Annotated in this window: 19 protein-coding genes; 11 read left to right on the top strand and 8 right to left on the bottom strand. The window is 36.5% G+C overall.

Annotated features, from left to right (window positions below; all coding sequences use genetic code 11):
* The first annotated feature begins 3 nt into the window (after nucleotides 1-3).
* The 4 genes from K9V48_RS01145 (at nucleotide 4) to K9V48_RS01130 (ending at nucleotide 2,584) form a co-directional block, all read left to right on the top strand.
* Nucleotides 4-330 (top strand): (2Fe-2S)-binding protein, encoded by a 327-nt coding sequence (locus K9V48_RS01145; protein ID WP_438803856.1) that lies wholly within the window; start codon nucleotides 4-6, stop codon nucleotides 328-330.
* Nucleotides 327-1,538: an NAD(P)/FAD-dependent oxidoreductase gene (locus K9V48_RS01140; RefSeq protein WP_224136153.1), complete on the top strand. Its 1,212-nt coding sequence runs from the start codon at nucleotides 327-329 to the stop codon at nucleotides 1,536-1,538. The genes K9V48_RS01145 and K9V48_RS01140 overlap by 4 nt, the downstream gene beginning before the upstream one ends.
* Before the next feature lie 167 nt (nucleotides 1,539-1,705).
* A complete protein-coding gene (locus K9V48_RS01135) occupies nucleotides 1,706-2,239 on the top strand; it encodes an NAD(P)H-dependent oxidoreductase (protein WP_224136151.1) in 534 nt (177 codons plus the stop codon).
* Nucleotides 2,240-2,287: 48 nt separating this feature from the next.
* Nucleotides 2,288-2,584 carry a transposase gene (locus tag K9V48_RS01130; protein WP_224136149.1) on the top strand — a complete coding sequence of 99 codons (297 nt, stop codon included), beginning with the start codon at nucleotides 2,288-2,290 and terminating at the stop codon, nucleotides 2,582-2,584.
* A 239-nt stretch (nucleotides 2,585-2,823) separates the two neighbouring features.
* Here the strand turns inward: K9V48_RS01130 and K9V48_RS01125 are convergent, their stop codons facing one another.
* The gene (locus tag K9V48_RS01125; protein ID WP_224136148.1) at nucleotides 2,824-4,449 is read right to left on the bottom strand and encodes a PucR family transcriptional regulator; all 1,626 of its coding nucleotides are present in this window, start codon (nucleotides 4,447-4,449) and stop codon (nucleotides 2,824-2,826) included.
* A gap of 321 nt (nucleotides 4,450-4,770) precedes the next feature.
* On the opposite strand from K9V48_RS01125, the gene ald reads away from it, so the two are divergent.
* Nucleotides 4,771-5,904, top strand: coding sequence for an alanine dehydrogenase (gene ald, locus K9V48_RS01120; RefSeq protein WP_224136145.1), 1,134 nt, complete (start codon nucleotides 4,771-4,773; stop codon nucleotides 5,902-5,904).
* 448 nt (nucleotides 5,905-6,352) lie between these two features.
* Complete coding sequence (locus K9V48_RS01115) at nucleotides 6,353-6,580, top strand: hypothetical protein (protein ID WP_224136143.1); 228 nt, start codon at nucleotides 6,353-6,355, stop codon at nucleotides 6,578-6,580.
* Nucleotides 6,581-6,849: 269 nt separating this feature from the next.
* Here the strand turns inward: K9V48_RS01115 and K9V48_RS01110 are convergent, their stop codons facing one another.
* Both K9V48_RS01110 and K9V48_RS01105 read right to left on the bottom strand, forming a co-directional pair.
* Nucleotides 6,850-8,082, bottom strand: coding sequence for an ATP-binding protein (locus tag K9V48_RS01110; RefSeq protein ID WP_224136142.1), 1,233 nt, complete (start codon nucleotides 8,080-8,082; stop codon nucleotides 6,850-6,852).
* Nucleotides 8,083-8,266: 184 nt separating this feature from the next.
* Complete coding sequence (locus K9V48_RS01105; protein ID WP_111615575.1) at nucleotides 8,267-8,452, bottom strand: YhzD family protein; 186 nt, start codon at nucleotides 8,450-8,452, stop codon at nucleotides 8,267-8,269.
* Between the two features lie 127 nt (nucleotides 8,453-8,579).
* Here K9V48_RS01105 and K9V48_RS01100 point away from each other — a divergent pair, with 127 nt between their 5' ends.
* Together K9V48_RS01100 and K9V48_RS01095 are read left to right on the top strand one after the other, a co-directional pair.
* A complete protein-coding gene (locus K9V48_RS01100; protein ID WP_224136139.1) occupies nucleotides 8,580-9,479 on the top strand; it encodes an ABC transporter ATP-binding protein in 900 nt (299 codons plus the stop codon).
* Complete coding sequence (locus tag K9V48_RS01095; RefSeq protein ID WP_224136137.1) at nucleotides 9,472-10,725, top strand: ABC transporter permease; 1,254 nt, start codon at nucleotides 9,472-9,474, stop codon at nucleotides 10,723-10,725. The genes K9V48_RS01100 and K9V48_RS01095 overlap by 8 nt, the downstream gene beginning before the upstream one ends.
* Before the next feature lie 126 nt (nucleotides 10,726-10,851).
* On the opposite strand, the gene K9V48_RS01090 is transcribed toward K9V48_RS01095, so the two are convergent.
* The 5 genes from K9V48_RS01090 to K9V48_RS01070 form a co-directional block, all read right to left on the bottom strand.
* On the bottom strand, nucleotides 10,852-12,051 hold the full coding sequence (locus K9V48_RS01090) for an FAD-dependent monooxygenase (protein WP_224136135.1): 1,200 nt from the start codon (nucleotides 12,049-12,051) through the stop codon (nucleotides 10,852-10,854).
* Between the two features lie 38 nt (nucleotides 12,052-12,089).
* A complete protein-coding gene (locus tag K9V48_RS01085; RefSeq protein WP_224136133.1) occupies nucleotides 12,090-13,202 on the bottom strand; it encodes a cupin domain-containing protein in 1,113 nt (370 codons plus the stop codon).
* A 186-nt stretch (nucleotides 13,203-13,388) separates the two neighbouring features.
* The gene (locus K9V48_RS01080; RefSeq protein ID WP_224136132.1) at nucleotides 13,389-13,880 is read right to left on the bottom strand and encodes a DinB family protein; all 492 of its coding nucleotides are present in this window, start codon (nucleotides 13,878-13,880) and stop codon (nucleotides 13,389-13,391) included.
* 2 nt (nucleotides 13,881-13,882) lie between these two features.
* On the bottom strand, nucleotides 13,883-14,836 hold the full coding sequence (locus K9V48_RS01075) for a fumarylacetoacetate hydrolase family protein (RefSeq protein WP_224136130.1): 954 nt from the start codon (nucleotides 14,834-14,836) through the stop codon (nucleotides 13,883-13,885).
* A 34-nt stretch (nucleotides 14,837-14,870) separates the two neighbouring features.
* Nucleotides 14,871-15,125 carry a YciI family protein gene (locus K9V48_RS01070; RefSeq protein WP_224136128.1) on the bottom strand — a complete coding sequence of 85 codons (255 nt, stop codon included), beginning with the start codon at nucleotides 15,123-15,125 and terminating at the stop codon, nucleotides 14,871-14,873.
* Nucleotides 15,126-15,382: 257 nt separating this feature from the next.
* Here K9V48_RS01070 and K9V48_RS01065 point away from each other — a divergent pair, with 257 nt between their 5' ends.
* From K9V48_RS01065 to K9V48_RS01055, 3 genes are all read left to right on the top strand, one after another.
* Nucleotides 15,383-16,150: an IclR family transcriptional regulator gene (locus tag K9V48_RS01065; RefSeq protein ID WP_224136120.1), complete on the top strand. Its 768-nt coding sequence runs from the start codon at nucleotides 15,383-15,385 to the stop codon at nucleotides 16,148-16,150.
* A 280-nt stretch (nucleotides 16,151-16,430) separates the two neighbouring features.
* Nucleotides 16,431-17,786, top strand: a complete 1,356-nt coding sequence (locus tag K9V48_RS01060) for an MFS transporter (RefSeq protein WP_224136118.1) — start codon at nucleotides 16,431-16,433, stop codon at nucleotides 17,784-17,786.
* A gap of 334 nt (nucleotides 17,787-18,120) precedes the next feature.
* Nucleotides 18,121-18,499 (top strand): helix-turn-helix domain-containing protein (locus K9V48_RS01055; protein WP_224136116.1); only part of this gene is annotated, 379 nt, incomplete at its 3' end.

Raw genomic sequence — 18,499 nt, 5'->3', positions numbered from 1 at the left:
TCAATGAGAGTTAGTCATCATTCGGTTTTAGGAAATCTGGAAAATAAAAAGCAAGTGAAGATACATTTTAACGGGCAGCAATATGTAGCATATGAAGGAGATACAATCGCATCTGCTTTACTTGCATCTGGTATGAGGACTTTGCGTTTTCATGAGGACAAGGAGACTCCACGAGGGATTTATTGTAATATTGGTCATTGCTTTGAGTGTAGAGTAAGAGTAAATGATCAAAGTACAGTTCGTGCTTGTTTAACTCCAGTAGAAAACAATATGAAAATTGAATCGGATGTTTCTTTTCCTACAACTTCGCTAAATGGAGGTAAGTTATGATTGATCTTGTGATTGTAGGTGCGGGCCCAGCTGGGTTAGGAGCGGCTATTTCGGCAGCCGAAAATGGATTAAAGGTATGCATACTAGATGAGTTCGTAAAACCTGGAGGGCGTTTATTGGGGCAGTTGCACGAGGAACCTGATGGTAAGTGGGTCAATGGTATTGCAGAAGCAGAAAAACTTTATGAACGAGCGATTCAACTTGGTGTAAATATCCAATGTGGAGTATCTGTATACGATTTAATAAAATTAGACAATGGATGGTGTGTGTATACTACTGATAAAATAATCGAGTCTAAATGTCTTTTGCTTGCTACAGGAGCATCAGAAACTCCTATTCCTATCCCAGGATGGACTCTTCCAGGCGTAATGTCGATTGGAGCTGCTCAGGTAATGGGGAATGTGCATCGTGTGAAGCCAGGTGAGCAAGGAATTATTATTGGTGTAAATGTACTCTCAGTAGCGATTGCGAGGGAGTTACAATTATGTGGCGTTCATATTAAGAGTATATTGCTTCCACAACCGAGTCTACTATCCGGTGATGCAGCCAAACCAGAGAAAATGATGGAATCTCTTTTAAGATTAACACATTTGGCCCCTTCGCCTTTAATACGATTTGGTGGGAAATGGGTAAACGCGAAACTTGGTGCACGTTTGTACCCGAAAAATGGATTTAAAATGTGGGGAATTTCTATTCAATTGCGCAAAACAGCTCTTGAAATAGTTGGAGAAAATCAAGTGGAAGGTGTTCGTATTGCTGATATTTCTGCAACTGGCGAGGTTATACATGGGACGGAAAAAGTGGTACCTGCTGATTTTGTCTGTATTGCAGGTGGGCTCACACCAATGTCAGAACTGGCCGCTGTTGCTGGTTGCTCTTTCTGCTATGTTCCAGAACTAGGTGGACATGTTCCTTTGCACAATGAATTTATGCAAACCAATCTCAATGGTTTATATGTTGCAGGTAATATTACAGGGGTTGAGAGCGCTAAAGTAGCTAGGGCTCAAGGAACAGTTGCTGGACTTGCAATTGCCCATGAACTTAATGCTTTAGGAAATCGTGCTAATGAAAAGCTTGATGAGGCTATTGTGGAGGTTGTGGAAACACGACGCAAAGCACTCATCCAATTCCAGCCAGGCATTGAAGAAGCACGTATGGAACTTCATCATAAATTTCATGAATCTCGTGGAGAGGCAATCTTAATGTAATCTTAGTTTATAAGTATGGTGGTCTTTTATTGAATCGATTATAACTCGTGTAAGAAGAGAATTAAAACAGTTTTTTGAGATTTACTTATTGCGGCATTTCTTTCTTTATTCATATTTTTATTAAGTGTAATAGAAAATGTTCAAATCTATGCTTGGAGGATAAATTAATGAAGGTATTAGTCATCGTAGCTCATCCTAATATTGAAAAATCAGTTGTGAATAGAGCATGGTTAGGAGAATTGGAGAAGCACCCAGATATTACAATTCATGAACTTTACAAGCAATATCCAGATGAAAAAATTGATGTTGAAAGGGAACAACGATTATGTGAAGAGCATAATCGGATTGTTTGGCAGTTCCCGTTTTATTGGTATAGCTCTCCGCCGCTTCTTAAAAAGTGGCAAGATGAAGTACTGACTCATGGCTGGGCATATGGTTCAAACGGAACTAAATTGCATCAGAAGGAGTTTCTTTTAGCAGTATCAACTGGTAGTGCGAAAGAAAGATATCAAGCTGGTGGGCGTAATCAGTTTTCTATGAGTGAGCTCCTAAAACCATTCCAAGCAACTAGTAATTTAATAGGTACTAGATTTTTACCAGCTTTTGTGTTCAATGGAGCATATACTTCTATTGATGTAGAGATAGAAGAAAGTGCAAAAGAATATGCAAATTACATTCTTGCTAGGGATATTTTTGAGTGAGTCGATTGATGTTCATAAAATGGAATAGATTAATGAATAAACGGAGAAGTGATTACAGCAGATCAAAACAATTCAGCAGTTGAAGCTGTAGAAGTAAAAGATAATCGTATTTTGAAAAAGAATGAGCATCACCTCACGTTTCTCTTTTTACCACCCTACTCTCCCAACTTAAATACTGTTGAGCGTATTATTTTGGGGTGGTTAAAAGGAAGTGTCATCGTCAATCGATTTCATGCCACAAGACAAGAGATTCGAAAATCAGTGTTCTCCTTTATGGAATATCTAGATACTTGTCCAGAGAAAGTACTTCAACGTATTGGATTGCTAGCCATGTCGAAAAATTAATCGCTACTTATATAATATAATAGTATATAGCAATGAAAAAAACGGATCTCTCTTTAAGACTTAGAAACGTCCGCTGTTTTACACATCATATTAATTATCAGCTAACATAGACTCATGCCTTTTAAAATTATTTTAGTAAACATCCTGACAATTTAATTCAACCTTCTTTTGGATGCGCTTTCATTATGTCGTAAAATACTTTGCAGGATTTTACGACATAATGAAAAATGGTGCTGTTTTCATGACAATTTTTCTCCTTTAAAAAAGGTTTGTTCATTCTTGTTGAGGTATTTATAGGCGGATACTGCGAATTCAATTGCCTGACGTTTAGGTGTTATCATAAAATCTTCTCCTAAAAGCTCGTTCAATTTTTTTAAGCGGTGATATAGAGATTGTCTTACAATATAAAGACGTTGCGCAGTTTCTTTTTTTGATCCATTACATTCTAAATAAACATTTAAAGTATCGATTAGATTTGCAGCATACAATTTGTCATAATTAAGTACAGGTTTTAAATAATCATTAATAAATTCAGAGAGAATTCCTTGTTCTTGAGCAGCATATATCAATCTATAAATATGTAAGTCGTCATAGAAGAAAATAGATAGGTTATTTGAGGCTTGATCTCTAACAATCGCTGTTTCTTTAGCTTTTTCGTAACTAATTTTTACTTCTGTCAAATGATTCACTATTTTACCGACACTGAATTGAATATGTGAAAGAAAATCATCTTTAAAGTAATCTGATTTCAACGCATGCTCAATTCCAGCTTCTATTCTTTTTCGACAATCATTGCCCTCGCGGTTATCAAGAAGAATGAAAACGATCGTCTTTTTAAGGTCAGCTGATAAAAGAAAAAAACCTTGCTCTTGAAAAATATGACGCAACAGCATTTTTAGATAAGTAGTTGTTGAACTTGCTATGTTCAGTTGTTTTGCATTTAGAAGGAGTACAACTGCCTTTTTTGGATTGATGTCCAGTTTATGCTCTGCAAGGTATTTAACTACCTGTTCTTTCGTATGTTCTCCATTTAGCCAATCCTGAATCCAGTCTGATTCTTTTGCCATTCTGCGCTCTTCTGTCCACAATTCACGTAATATGACTTGAGCGAGCGCTGTTACAGTTCGGTCTAATACTAATGTTTCGAACTCATGGATCGATCCTTTTTCTGAGATAATCATAAGTTCAGCAAAAGTTTGGTTCCATACATGGATTTTTTGACGGATGATGCTGTCATTTTGCTCGATTTTTTGATCATTGACCATTTGGAGAAGATATTGATTTTCCTTTTTCGTTTTTTTTGAAACTATTTCTACAAGACCTTCATTTGTTTGGTAAATGACTGGGGCCTTTATTTGTTCGTACAGCATTCTTAGAATTTTCTCCATTGGGTCTGTTTCAAGAAGCACCTCATTTAGTCTGCGAGAATAATCCTCTAATTCTGTAATCATTTGGTATTGCTTTTTGATAATTAAAGTGTGTACGCTTTCAGTAATATCTATGAATCTCACTTCATGATCGAATACGATAATTGGAAAATCGTATTGGTTTGCAAGTTGAATGGTTTCTTCAGGAACATCAGTCATAGTCATATACTTTCTTAATTCTATACAAAGTCCAGCAGCCTTGCAGTCAATTAATTGCTGAACGAGGGAGAGTAAGGTTGCTTTTCCTTCCTTCCAACCAACGCCTGTTGATAAGATTAATTCATTTCCATTCAATAGATTACTTACTTCAGAAACCTCAATTATATGTACCCATTTTACTGTTCGATGTAATCCATTTTTTCCAGCTACGATTTTTGCCTGTTGAAATTGCTCTTGTAGGATGACTTCCTGCACAGATAACTTAATTTCATTTTTCATATGGAAACACCTCACCTTAATAAAAAATAAGTCCTTACTAATCAGTTTATATCCAAAACAGATATGAGACAACAAATTATGCGATGATTCAATTAATTTTATTTTGGCGGGGGGAACGTGTAAAGATGGGAGAGCAGATTTTCCTCTGGGTATCTATAATGTCGCATAAAAACTTACATGTATTTTACATTATGTCTAATGATGTTCAACAAATTGATGTTTATACTTAAGTTATAAATTTAATCCGCCCAAATTTAATTTGGAAAGATTTGAAAAGCATATTCCATAATGGTAGATACCTATTTTAGGAGGATGATGAAAATGATTATTGGAGTACCAAAAGAGGTTAAAAATAATGAAAACCGTGTAGCTCTCACACCAGCTGGCGTAATATCTTTTATTAATGCAGGTCATAGAGTATTGATTGAAAAGGATGCTGGTATTGGAAGCGGTTTCACTAACGAGGATTACGCCAATAGTGGTGCAGAGATTATTGAAAATGCTGCAAATGTATGGTCTCAAGCTGAAATGATTATGAAAGTGAAAGAACCTATTCGTGATGAGTATGGTTACTTCCGTGAAGGGTTAATTTTATTCACCTACTTACACTTAGCTGCTGAGCCAGACCTAGCTAAAGCGCTTAAGGATAAGGGAGTTATTGCGATTGCCTATGAAACAGTTGCTGTAAATCGCACTCTTCCTCTTCTTACTCCAATGAGTGAGGTAGCAGGTCGTATGGCTTCTCAAATTGGTTCTCAATTTTTGCAAAAATCAAATGGCGGTAAAGGTATCCTACTTGCAGGTGTTCCTGGGGTTAGTCGCGGTAAAGTAACCATCATTGGTGGTGGTGTTGTAGGCACAAATGCAGCGAAAATGGCCATCGGTTTAGGGGCTGATGTCACGATCATTGACGTAAGTGCGGATCGATTACGTCAATTAGATGATGTTTTCGGTAATCAAATTAAAACATTAATGTCCAATCCATTCAATATTGCAGAAGCTGTAGCAGAAGCTGATCTTTTAATTGGTGCTGTTTTAATACCTGGTGCAAAAGCTCCTAAACTGGTAACGGAAGAAATGGTAAAAGCAATGAAACCAGGTTCTGTTGTCGTAGATGTGGCTGTTGACCAAGGTGGTATTGTAGAGACAATTGATCATATTACAACACATGACAATCCAACATATGAAAAATACGGTGCTGTTCATTACGCAGTGGCAAACATGCCTGGAGCGGTACCGAGAACATCAACAATTGCTTTAACAAATGTTACGGTTCCTTACGCATTACAGATTGCAAACAAAGGTGTATTCAAAGCAATAAAGGAAAATGAATCCTTAAAGCTTGGATTAAACGTAGCAAACGGAGAAATCACATATGAAGCTGTTGCAAACGATCTTGGCTACCATTATGTATCACCAGAAAAGGTTTTTGAAAAGGAATTAACGTCTGTTTAAGAAAAGTTAATAAATCAAAATATGATAAATAGTAAGTAGGAATCGTCTATGCGATATTGAAGAGAGGACTGTAAAAATAAAAAGAGGATGGCTATATCTTATAGTGTGTGGTTGACGAGGAAGAACGATGAAATAGGCTTTTATCTTGTTAAAGAGAGTGATAAACGACAGCCAGGCGGCGTGCCTTGGCTGTTTATTTGGTGCGCTCAGCATGATGTAGTCTATATATAGGGTGCAAGTCCCGAACTGTGAAGGCAGAAGTAGCTGTAGCTTAACGTAAGATGTCTGTAGCGACGTAGAATCTGAAGGAAGAGAGCGGTAAATCTCTGGTCTGAGGGACACCAACTTCATATTCTATTTGAGAAACTAGATAGGTTGGCAAAAAAGTGAATAAACAACAAGATAATGTTCATTATATATAAGAGAATGATAAAAAGGAGATTAGAACGTGGATCCTTATGAAATAAAACATATGATTATTGATGATCAGTTTGATGGGGAAGAATTTGTGACAGCCGATTTTACTCATAATCATCGTGATTATAGCATTACGTTTAAAAAAGCTGACCTTGAAATAATCAATGCTTGGCTCTTTGTAGAGCATACATCGATTCCAGCGAACTTATCTAGCACACTTATTGAATCAATTAGACAAGATATAAAAAATCAGATTTAGTAATATGGACTAGCCTTTTAACGTATTGTAAAGTTTAGGAGTGGGGAAAGGAAAGTGTTAGCATGTAATTCAGCACTTTCCTTTGCTTCTAAGATAAGAAAGTATAAGTTTTTGTACCTAGTTTGGGTGTCTAGCTCCAGCGCCTAGCCCCTCGAGGTCATAAGCCAATCAGGAATTGAAGGTAAAAAACACCTTCTATTCCTGATTGGCTTATGCTTGTCGGGGCTGATCAAGGCGCTTGCGCTTTTCTTAGTTGTTTTGTTTGAGCTTCATACAGGAATGGTTATCGTAAATAAGGTACCTTTTCCTTTTTTACTGTCGACTTTAATATGGCCTCTAAGTTTATGAATTGTACTGTAAACCATAAGCATGCCAAGTCCAGTTCCCTGTTTTTTCGTAGAATAGTAGGGTTTACCTAATAGTGAAGCCTCTTCATCTGTCATACCAATCCCCGTGTCTTTAATTGTGATCATGATGCAATTCTTTTGTTGGGAAACATCAATGGAAAGAATACCCCCATCCTCTTCCATTGATTCAATTCCATTTTTATACAAGTTGATTAAACATTGTTGCATTTGATTCTTATCATATTTTTTATTCAGTGAGTTATTAAACGTAAGTTGTATTTCTACTTGGTGCATGTGAGCGTATGGTAATAAAATATTTTTTGCGTACTCTGTCTCTTCTTTTAAGTTGGAATATACCATGTTTTCACTTTGAGGTTTGGAGAAAGTAAGAAAATCACTTACAATTTTTTCAGCTCGTTTTAATTCTTGTAATGAATACTCAATATAGTTCTTTTCTGTAGCTGGTATAGAATCTGATTTATTTAATAGCTGCAAAAAACCGTTCGTGACGGTAAGTGGATTTCTTATTTCATGAGCAACACTAGCCGTTAGTTCACTGAGCACATGTAATCTTTCTGAATGTAAAAAAGCTTCACGAGCTTTCATATTCGAGATCGTTTGCTCGATTAAAATCATTAGGATCAACATCATCACAACGTGGGTTGCTAAGCCGTAGAATGATAGGGACCAGAATTCTCGATTTAAAGGTATTTGCAAGCCTAGTGTTAAAAAGTATAGAGACATTGTTAAAAAAGTGAAAATTACTGCATATGAAATTCTATTCTTAGGACTTAATCGAACGAACTTTCTGCTGAATAAAGATACAAGCGCAAAAATAATGGTTGAAAACAGAAAAGATTGAACGATACCATCTCCACCAATTAAAAATCGGCATATGTTGAGAATTAAATATAGAATTAAGGCATTTTTGTATCCCATGAAAAGGATAATAATGATAAAAGGAATATATCGTAAATCAAAAATAAACCCGCTTGCTAAATTAATGGGAAATATCATACATAGAATCATTGAAACAGATGTAAGGGAAATAATAATGGGTTTATTATAATAATGCATTTTACTTTCTAAGAAAATAAGAAATGTTAAAACAGGAATAAGTAAAAAAAGGAAATTTAATAATAAGGTTTCTATCAAGAGAAAGCTTCCTTCCGTAGCTATTTTGCAATTCTATTCAACATAGTACTATATTTATTGAAAGAGGGATACTTTTTTATAAGATGGATTTGGAGGAGGAGTGATCAGAACAGAAAACGGACACTCATGAACACCTGCTATTTATGAGTGTCTTTGACCTAAGGCAGTCTAAAGCGCTAGCATATTACCTTCCAAATAAAATAAGTTTTCCTAAAGCAGATGTACAGCGATATGTTTTATCAGACCAATGATTCTCTTCAAGTTTACGTTGCCCTATTTCCTTTGCCTCTTGCTCTGTTTGTGCTTCGAAATGTTCATCGAAAAGCTTTTCTCCTGTTTTCTCGAAAACGGTTAAATAGTACATACTCATCTTACATTCCTCCCTAGTAATTGATTACGATCTTTATATACAAATTCTTACTAAACTACTTTTTTCCTGCATGAATATGAAACCTTCTATTAAGCTATTCGTAATACTATTGTAAAGGAGGATGAGCATGAGTCTAAAAATAGAAGGTGTAACAAAGCGTTTTGGTTCACATACTGCTGTAGATCATCTATCGATCGCCATTCCTGAGCAAGAAATTTTTGGCTTCCTTGGTGCAAATGGTGCTGGGAAAACGACAACATTTCGAATGATTTTAGGGTTGTTAAATCCATCTGATGGATTGATAACATGGAATGGAGAAAAAATTTCTTATGAACAAAGTGATTTAATTGGTTATCTCCCAGAGGAACGGGGGCTTTATCCAAAGCTAAGGGTAAAGGATCAGCTTATTTATTTAGGTCGATTAAAAGGGATGTCAAAGAAAGAAGTTTTAGTTGAAATGAATCATTGGCTTGAAAAGTTTAAAGTGCCAGAGTATGCCAATAAAAAGGTAGAGGATCTTTCAAAGGGGAATCAGCAAAAAATTCAATTTATCGCAGCAGTTATACATAAACCAAAGCTTCTGATTTTAGATGAGCCATTTAGTGGACTGGATCCAATCAATGTAGAGCTTTTAAAGAAAGCGGTTGTTGATTTAAAAGAGTCTGGCACATCAATCGTATTTGCAAGCCATCGAATGGAGCATGTAGAGGAGCTTTGTCAGAATTTATGTATTATGCATCACGGAAAGCCTGTCTTACACGGTTCACTTCGAGAAATAAAAAGATCATTTGGCAAGAAGAATGTGTTTGTTCAAGGCGATTTTGATATGGGCTTTCTCGAAGATGTTCGCGGTGTTACAAAATTCAAGAAAACCTCTGAAGGAGTAGAACTCCAAATTGAAAGTGAAGATGTGTCAAAGGTTATATTCCATGAACTTCAAAATAAAGGGTTTGTTCGTAAATTCGCATTAGAAGAACCTTCTTTAAATGATATTTTTATTGAGAAGGTAGGTGCATCCTATGAATAAGTTCTGGATCATGGTAGTGCATACGTACTTAAGTAAAATAAAATCGAAATCATTTATTATTACAACGTTAGTAATGGCATTGGTTCTTTTCGGAATTTCAAATATATCTACGATTATAGAAGCTTTTAATAAAGATGAGGAAGCAAAATCTTTTGCTGTACTTGATGAAACAAATGAATACTATACGATGTTCGAAAATAATCTTGTGGCAAGTGGAGTACCTATTGAGGTTGAAAAATCAACTTTATCTGAATCAGAGCTTGATGAACAAGTGTTGGCTGAAGAAATAGATGGCGTGATTATTTTACAAGTTGATCAAAATCAACAACCAACAGCAACAGTAAAAACATTATCAATGACAGATAGTCAGATTTTCACGCAAATCGAGCAGGTTCTCCAGCAGACAAAACTGGAACTAGGAAGAGTGCAATTGGGGTTAGATTCAAATGAATTAAACGAATTGTTTACACCAGTTGAACTAAACAAAGTAGCTCTAGAAGATAATGCGAAGTCAGAAGAAGAGTTAAATCAAGCACGAGGGCTTGTGTATGTACTATTATTTGTCATTTATATTTCTGTTATTATGTACGCAAGTATGATTGCAACAGAGGTAGCAATAGAAAAATCTTCGCGCGTCATGGAAATTTTAATTTCTAGTGTATCCCCGGTCAAGCAAATGTTTGCTAAATTAATCGGAATAGGGCTTGTAAGTTTAACGCAAATGATTGTTATTCTTGTTGTTGGGTATGCAGCGATTAAATCACAAATCAATGATATAAATACGATGACAGGGGGAGCATTAGGATTTAGTGAGATTCCAACATTAACATTTGTCTATGCAGGAATTTACTTTATTTTAGGTTATTTCTTATATGCGACGCTAGCTGCTTTTCTCGGCTCACTTGTAAGTAGAATAGAAGATGTTCAACAATTAATTGCACCAATGATTTTCTTGATTATTGCTGCTTTTATGATTGCGATGTTCGGGCTAACGAATCCGGAAACTTCGTTTATCACCATAAGCTCCTACATTCCGTTCTTCACCCCGATGATCATGTTCTTACGAGTTGGCATGCTTAATATTCCACCATGGGAAATTGGATTATCTATTGCGATTCTACTTGTTTCGATTACCGTATTGGCTATTTTTGGTGCCCGTGTTTATAAGGGGGGCGTTTTAATATACGGAAAATCTTCATCCTTTAAGGATTTGAAAAGAGCGTTGATGATGTCAAAGGATAAGTAACAGGAAATGTAGTGGCAACAGTTAGAAGAGGGGAACAAGAAAGAATTCTTCACCTTAGTCCTTTTGATAGCAGGAGTATAAAAGAAAATTACCCCCAAGGTTTTATCCCTTGGGGGTAATTGATGCTTACTGGCTGACTTTTTCTAATTCTGGAACTTTATATCCGTACAGCCAATTAACCATTTCAAAAGCTTCAGCTGGCGTTTTTTCAAGAAGTGTATTTCTTAATAAAATAGAAGTTGGGTCTACTGCGTGAATAATTTCTCCCCAAGCACGTGCATTTGTTTGTACTTTTGCTGTACGTGGAATTCGTTCCTCTTGGTAAGCTTGGAACGCTTGTTCAAAGTTTTCACCATGAAGGTGTAACATATTAGCTAAGTAAGAAGCGTCTTCTAGTGCTTGACAACCACCTTGTGCTAAGTATTGAAGCATTGGATGTGCAGCATCTCCTAGTAATGTGAAATTGCCTTTTGTCCAGTTATTGATTGGTAAGCGATCATACATTGGCCAGCGAATTTGACGTGAAATAAATGAAAGTGCATTTTCCACAATTGGGTGGCAGCCTTCAAATACTTTATCCATTTCTTCTGGAGTTCCCCAGTCATCTGAATCAGGCTTGTAATTCAAGCTTTTGAATACAACAACTTGGTTATATAATTTACCTTTACGAACAGGGTATTGAACAACGTGAAGGTTAGGACCAATCCACATAATTACATCATCCATATTCGCATCAGAACTAATCTCTTCAATAGGAACTGTTCCACGATATGCCACATACTCAGAGCAGATTGGTTCATCATCAGCAAAGTATTTACGAGCATTTGATTTAAGACCATCTGCACCAATAACGGCTTTACCAGTAAACGTTTCGCCTCTTTGATTTGTTACTGTTAGGCCGTCTTCATTTTCTTCCACAGTTTGGATGATTTGATCATTAACAAGCTCAACAAGTGGATTTTTTTGTACAGCTTCTACTAAGATACGGTGTAAATCTGAGCGGTGCATAACCATATATGGGAAGCCATATTTAGCTTTGAATTCATCACCTAAATCTAAAGAAGCTAATTCTTTTGCAGTATAAACATCCTTCAAAACGAGTCTTTTAGGGAAAACAGCAAGCTTAGCAATTTCATCTGCAACACCGAAGCGGTCTAGAACAGCATAAGCGTTTGGTCCCATTTGAATTCCTGCTCCAATTTCCCCAAATTGTGGAGCTTGTTCTAATACTTGTGTTTTGTGACCTGCTTCAGCTGTTGCAAGTGCTGCTGCAACTCCACCGATACCGCCACCAATTATTAATACTGGATTTTCTGATTTACTCATTTATTTCATCCCCCTTAACATTTTAATGTATACGCTTTCTAAACTAAAACTGGTTTAAATTCATTTTTTGTTTCTTGATATCCGTTGTTGCTTTCATATGGAACTTCTTGTTCAAGATCGAATTTTTCCATGATTGGTAAGTCATTAACAGAGAAGAAGTATGTTTCTTCTAGAGCAACATGTTCATGAACTGCCCAGTTAGGAATAATGAAGTAATCACCTTGAGACCAGTCAAAACGAACACCATTAATGATACTGTAGCCTGAACCTTTGAATACTTGGTAAATAGCTGAGTGTGTATGACGATGAGCCTTTGAATGGAATCCTTTTGGAAGCATCTGCATCCATGCCCCAATATTCGGGTTGGCTGTTTTTCCGTTTGAAGGGTTAATAAACTCTACTGCATAACCATCATATGGATCTGGCTCAAATCGAGATAATCCTTCAATTGCTTTGAATGTTTGATTCCATTTGTATGCGCCAAGTGGTGCTACCTTAGGATGGCGGTCAGAAATCGGACGAACCATTCCACCTTGATAACGTTGTGCGCTATAGTTATCAGGAACTTTCGGCTGTTCAATTCTTTCAGGGTATGGCTCGAAGAACGTACCACCCATCATATAAATTGTTGGGATATCAAGAACATCCATCCAAATCATTGGCTCTGTACCTTCATGACCATGACCATGCCATAGGTTTTTAGGAGTAATGACGAAATCGCCTTCTTCCATAAAAATACGCTCACCTTCAACGATAGAATAAGCTCCCTCACCATGCGTAATAAAGCGAAGTGCATTTTGTGTATGACGATGAGATGGTGCTGTTTCACCAGGCTGAAGAAGTTGAACTGCCGCATAAAGTGTTTGAGAAGTAGAAGCCCATCCCCATGGCTGGCGATAATCTAAGCCGGGATTTTGAAGGTAAATCGCTCTTCGTTCACCACCACGGTCTGGAGTGAAGATTTGAGCTGCTTCCATTAACTTTTTCTCTAAAAGATCCCAATTCCAAAGATAAGCTTGTGCATGTGGTTCAGGTTGGTGATGCATCAATTCTGGAATCGCTTCCCAAAGTGGACCAAGATTATATTGGCGAATATCTCTTGTGAAATCTTGCACTAGTTTACTTTTAAAAAAGTCATTTTTTTCAGCCATTCTTTATTCCTCCTATATCTCTAATCTTTAAAAGCCTTTTACGCCCCTGTTGGAAAGCTCAAGAACAACAAGACAGGGACATCATCAATGCCGGGTACGGTATTTTCATAAGTAAAGAGTGAAGGGAGAAGCAATCAGTCATTAGCTGATTGCTTGCCTCTTTAAACTGAAACCGTAAGAAAAGAGTTAGTTAGCTATTTTAGATAAATTACGTTTGATTTGGCCACAATGCTTAGCAGCGTGCTCGACAAGCAAGTGATCCACAATAAATGAAATTGGTTTTGTTCCAAAACGTGGATTCCTGCTTGGTGATTCGATTGCAAGCTGCTCTTCAGTCAAGCTACTAAGTACTTCTTCTACTTGTGGTTTTAAGGCTTCTAAATCCTTTAATACATTAGAAACTGTCAATTGATCAGTATTACTTACTGCTGCTAAACGTGCTTTATCAGTTAAACCACGGCCCCATTCTTTACCTGGAGCTTCTAAAATCTGCTTTATTTCGTTCAACCAATAAGGAAGCGCCTCCACAAGGTGGTTAAGAATTTGCATAATAGACCATTCATCTTCCGTTGGATTCCAACGAATCGTATCTTCTGAAAGTTCATTCACTATTTGAAGAATCTCATCAAGCGATGTGTGAACAGATTGAATCGAGTCAGTTACAATTACATTAGCCATGCTTATTTAACCTTCGCAACTTCTTTAACAGATTGAACACGGTTTTCTAGAGTACCGATACGATCGATTTCGATTTTGACAACATCTCCATCTTTTAAGAATACTTGTGGGTCGCGAGCAACACCTACGCCACCTGGAGTACCTGTAAGGACGATATCACCTGGCTCAAGCGTCATTAAGTTTGATAAGAATTCAACAAGATATTTTACATCGAAAACAAAGTTTGCAGTATTTGTTTTTTGGCGTTCTTCACCGTTTACTGTTAGACGAACATCTAAACCAGATGGATCAACTAACTCGTCAGATGTCACTAACCATGGACCCATTGGAGCACTGCCTTCAACTGTTTTACCTTGTAACCACTCAAGCGTACGACGTTGAATGTCACGGTAAGTTACATCATTTGCAATTGTATAACCAGCTACATAATCAAGAGCATTTTCTTGAGAGATGTTACGAGCACGCTTACCTACAACAAAAGCAAATTCTGCTTCATAATCTAGCTGCTCAGAAATTGGATAGAATGGGATATCATCTTGCGGTCCGATTACTGTATTAGCAAATTTTGCGAACACGACAGGAAACGGTGGAAGTTCACGTCCCATTTCAGCGATATGCTCGCGGTAATTGTGGCCAACACAGATGATTTTCCCTGGTTGTGGAACAGGTGCTTCTACTTTTACTTCATTTATGTCAAATACAAGCTTATAGCCGTTAGCTTCTTTCGTATTTAATGCGAAGTCAATTGCCTGTTTTGCAAGCTCTAAGCTTTCTTTTCCACCTTGTAAAAATCCATTCATATCTGCTGGAACAAAAGCTTCTGCAATTTGTTCAGCACGAAGTTTTCCTTCTGATGCAAGTAATTCTTTATAGGCAACATGTAAATCAACTACGTTTTCTTCAATAATAGCTCCGATGCGTGAGACACCTTCGCGTTTAAATGTAATAAGTTTCATTCGTAAACTTCCTTTCTGTAAAAAAGATTTGTAGTTAGTTAATATTCCACTGCTTAATTGTGTAAACGGATTTATTCTCTTGATACATAGGATCATTTTTTAGCATATTGCTAGCTTCTTCTAAAGAATTTGCTTGGAGAACATAAGCTCCGCCAGAGGCATCTTCAAAACCGCCAGCTAAAAATAAATTGTCCGTTTCTTTTTGGCTTTTCAGAAATTCTCGATGACCTTGAATGGACTCTCCTGTGAAAGAGGGTTTTCTTTGAATCATAACTAGGAATTTTTTCATATTATCACCTCATAATCAAATAGATCTTAAGTGATTCTCTTTTTAGATAACACTGTTCTCTATTTATAAACTAAGTTTAATTTATGAAATTTAAAATGTCAACGGTTACAGATAGATGATTCTGAATATTTTTTAAATCTTCACTTTGCTTCCTATTCCTACTTGTCATATTGTTATTTTCATACTATGGTATCTAGTAATATTATAAAAAACCTAAAGGTTAAGAAGCATTCTAACTATTAGGATAGGAGGCCAAAATGGAAACTACAAAGAAGGGAACAACCATTCAATCACTACAGATAGGCCTAGGCATCGTGGATCTTCTCGCTAAAGAAGGGAGACCACTGAAATTTACCGACATACAGAATTTAACTCAAATCACTAAGAGTAATCTTTATAAATATCTTAATACTCTTACTCAAATAGGGATTCTCTATCGTAACAAAGAATCTGGCACATATATACTAGGAAGTAAACTAATAGAATACGGTATGGCTGCTGCAGATCAAGAAAATGTCGTTGATCGAATTGCGCCTTATTTACAAGAAATAAACGTATACAGTTTGAACACTGTTCTATATTCTAGCTGGACAAATAATGGACCAATGATTGTCAAAGAAGTTAAAACAAATCAAGGATTTAATATAGGAGCTCAAATGGGAACACTGCTTCCGATTCTTTCCGCAACAGGGAAGGTATTTGCTGCTTTTATTGATGAACACTTCATTCACGAATGGAGAGAAAAGGAATTCTTGCATACTGATCCAGAAAAATTGAACCTACTAGATGAAGAATGTAAGTTAATTCGGAAGAATGGCATTTCCTTTGCAAGGGAGCCGTTAGTTTCATCTGTTTCGTCGGTTGCATTCCCAGTATTTAATTATAAAAAGAAACTTCTAGGAGTCATTACTGTAGTAGGATTCTCTGATTTAATACCAAATAATGAAGATCATGAGCTTAGTAAGTATTTAATAAATGTTAGTAAAGAAATATCTGCTAGTTTTGGCTATGAACAACATAGTTAAAAGTTAATTTGAGGCAATATCGTAAAAAACGGGAATATTCCCGTTTTTTTTTTATGGGCACAAACCAAGTTAATACAATTCCTACTTAAGAGTAGATTTTTTTTTTTTAGAAAATTAACAAAATTATAAATTGTTGTTGTAAATGTAAAACTTTGCACTTATAATCACCATTAGAGAACTTTGTTTACTATATGGGGTAGTTGTTGTTTTTTCAACAAGAAAGATCTTCTTGCTACGGCATTAAGTAAGCGCTAACAATTATTATCGAGGGGGAAATAATTTGGCTCAAATTAATACTAACGAGGTTATTGCAAACAGTAAATTTAATCGCTTTCATTTAGGGTTACTCTTATGGAGTTTCTTCATTATTGCATTTGATGGATATGACCTAGTCGTATATGGAACTGTTGTACCAGTTTTGATTGAACAATGGAATCTTACTTCGGTTGAAGCAGGGGCAATGGGGAGCTATGGATTATTCGGGATGATGTTTGGTGCGATCTTTTTTGGAACATTGGCTGACCGTATTGGTAGGAAAAATGTTATTGCAATAACATTGATATTATTTAGCCTCTTTACATTCTTATGTGGCTTTGCCGAAACCCCTACGCTGTTCTCTACTTTCCGCTTTTTAGCAGGCTTAGGTCTTGGAGGCATTATGCCAAACGTCATTGCTTTGTTGACGGATTATTCACCTAAATCAATGAGAAGCATGGTTGTATCCATCGTTTTATGTGGTTATTCAGTTGGAGGGATCCTTGCACCATTATTAGGGATCTTGTTAATGCCGACATTAGGCTGGGAATCGATTTTTTGGATTGCTGGGTTGCCGTTATTAGCTCTTCCATTGCTGTATAAGCAGCTACCAGAAACTGCAAGTCATCTAATTAGAAGAGGCAAAAAGGAAGAATTATTCGCTACACTTTCCAAAGTAAGTCCTGGAATTACCTTTAATAAAAATGATGAGCTTCTGGAATTAAATACACCTGCTACGAAGGTTCCGATTGTCGGCTTATTTAACAATAATCGAGCTTTAAGTACTGTCATGTTCTGGATTGCCTTTTTCAGTTGCTTACTTATGGTGTATGGTTTGAATACTTGGTTGCCTAATTTGATGATTGAAGCAGGATATGCATTGAATTCAAGCTTAGGCTTCCTTATTGCCTTACAAGGTGGAGCAATAATTGGGACCCTTATTATCGCTAAACTTTGTGATAAATACGGTTCTAAAAAAATGCTTGTTCCGATGTATGCTTCAGGCGCAGTTGCTCTGACACTATTAGGGTTTGGCGGGAATTCACTCCTGATTTATGTATTAGTAGCAATTGCAGGTGCAGCTACAGTTGGAGCGCAAAATATCGTTCAAGCTTACGTATCACAGTACTATCCAGCTTCTATTAGATCTACTGCTCTAGGTACAGCTTCGGGCATCGGTAGAATTGGTGGAATGCTTGGACCAATTTTAGGAGGATTTCTTTTATCGATTTCATTGCCGATTCACTTAAATTTTATTGCATTCGCGATTCCAGGCTTGATCGCGGCGATTGCCTTAGCGATAGTACCAGAGAAACAGGCCCATTATAATAAAGTTGCAAATGAAATGAATTCAGGTTCAGAGCAACAAAAGGTAATGTGAATGAATTCAAAATAAACTACCGTTAGTAATAACAAGATGGTATTGCTCTAACTGTCTAAAATGTACATGTTAATGGATAACCCACAAGGAAAATAGGGTTATCCATTTTTTATTCAAAGCGAATCCCATTTGCTGCTTTTCTAAATAGGACCAGTTTACTATGTGGATGGAATTTTTATCGAATACCCAAAAGAAATCCCCTTCCTCAAGCGTGTGAAGGGCGTAGACCCAACGGTAGGGAGGTGATGAATTTTGGTCAGGCGACAGCCTGAAAGGTTGTATGACAGGAACTTATGTTCTATTCTAAAGATAGAATATAAGGGTGGTGACGACAATGTTATTGAATCAAAAATACGAAATCTTTCCAAACGAAGAACAGAAGGAAATGCTAGAGCGCTGGCTACAATATTGTCGTCAAACCTATAATTCAGCTCTTTTGGATAAACAACATAAATATCGCGAGTCAAAAGAATCTTATCATCGTAAAGATATGCAAAAACAACTAAAAATGGATAAACAGAAATATCCCTTCCTAAAAGAAATACCATCTCAGCCGTTGCAGGAAGTCTTTCTACGTCTAGAAAAAGCATTTGATGGTTTCTTTCGTAAGGATAAAAACTATCCAAAACAGAAAAAATACAAAGATTACACCAGTATGACATTTCCCCAATTTGGATTCAATGCAAAAGGCAATCGAATGGCTATGTCCTTTT

The organism is Metabacillus rhizolycopersici, from assembly GCF_020075705.1.
Note: the sequence above shows the minus strand (reverse complement) of the source record. Positions and strands in the feature narration are given on the sequence as shown.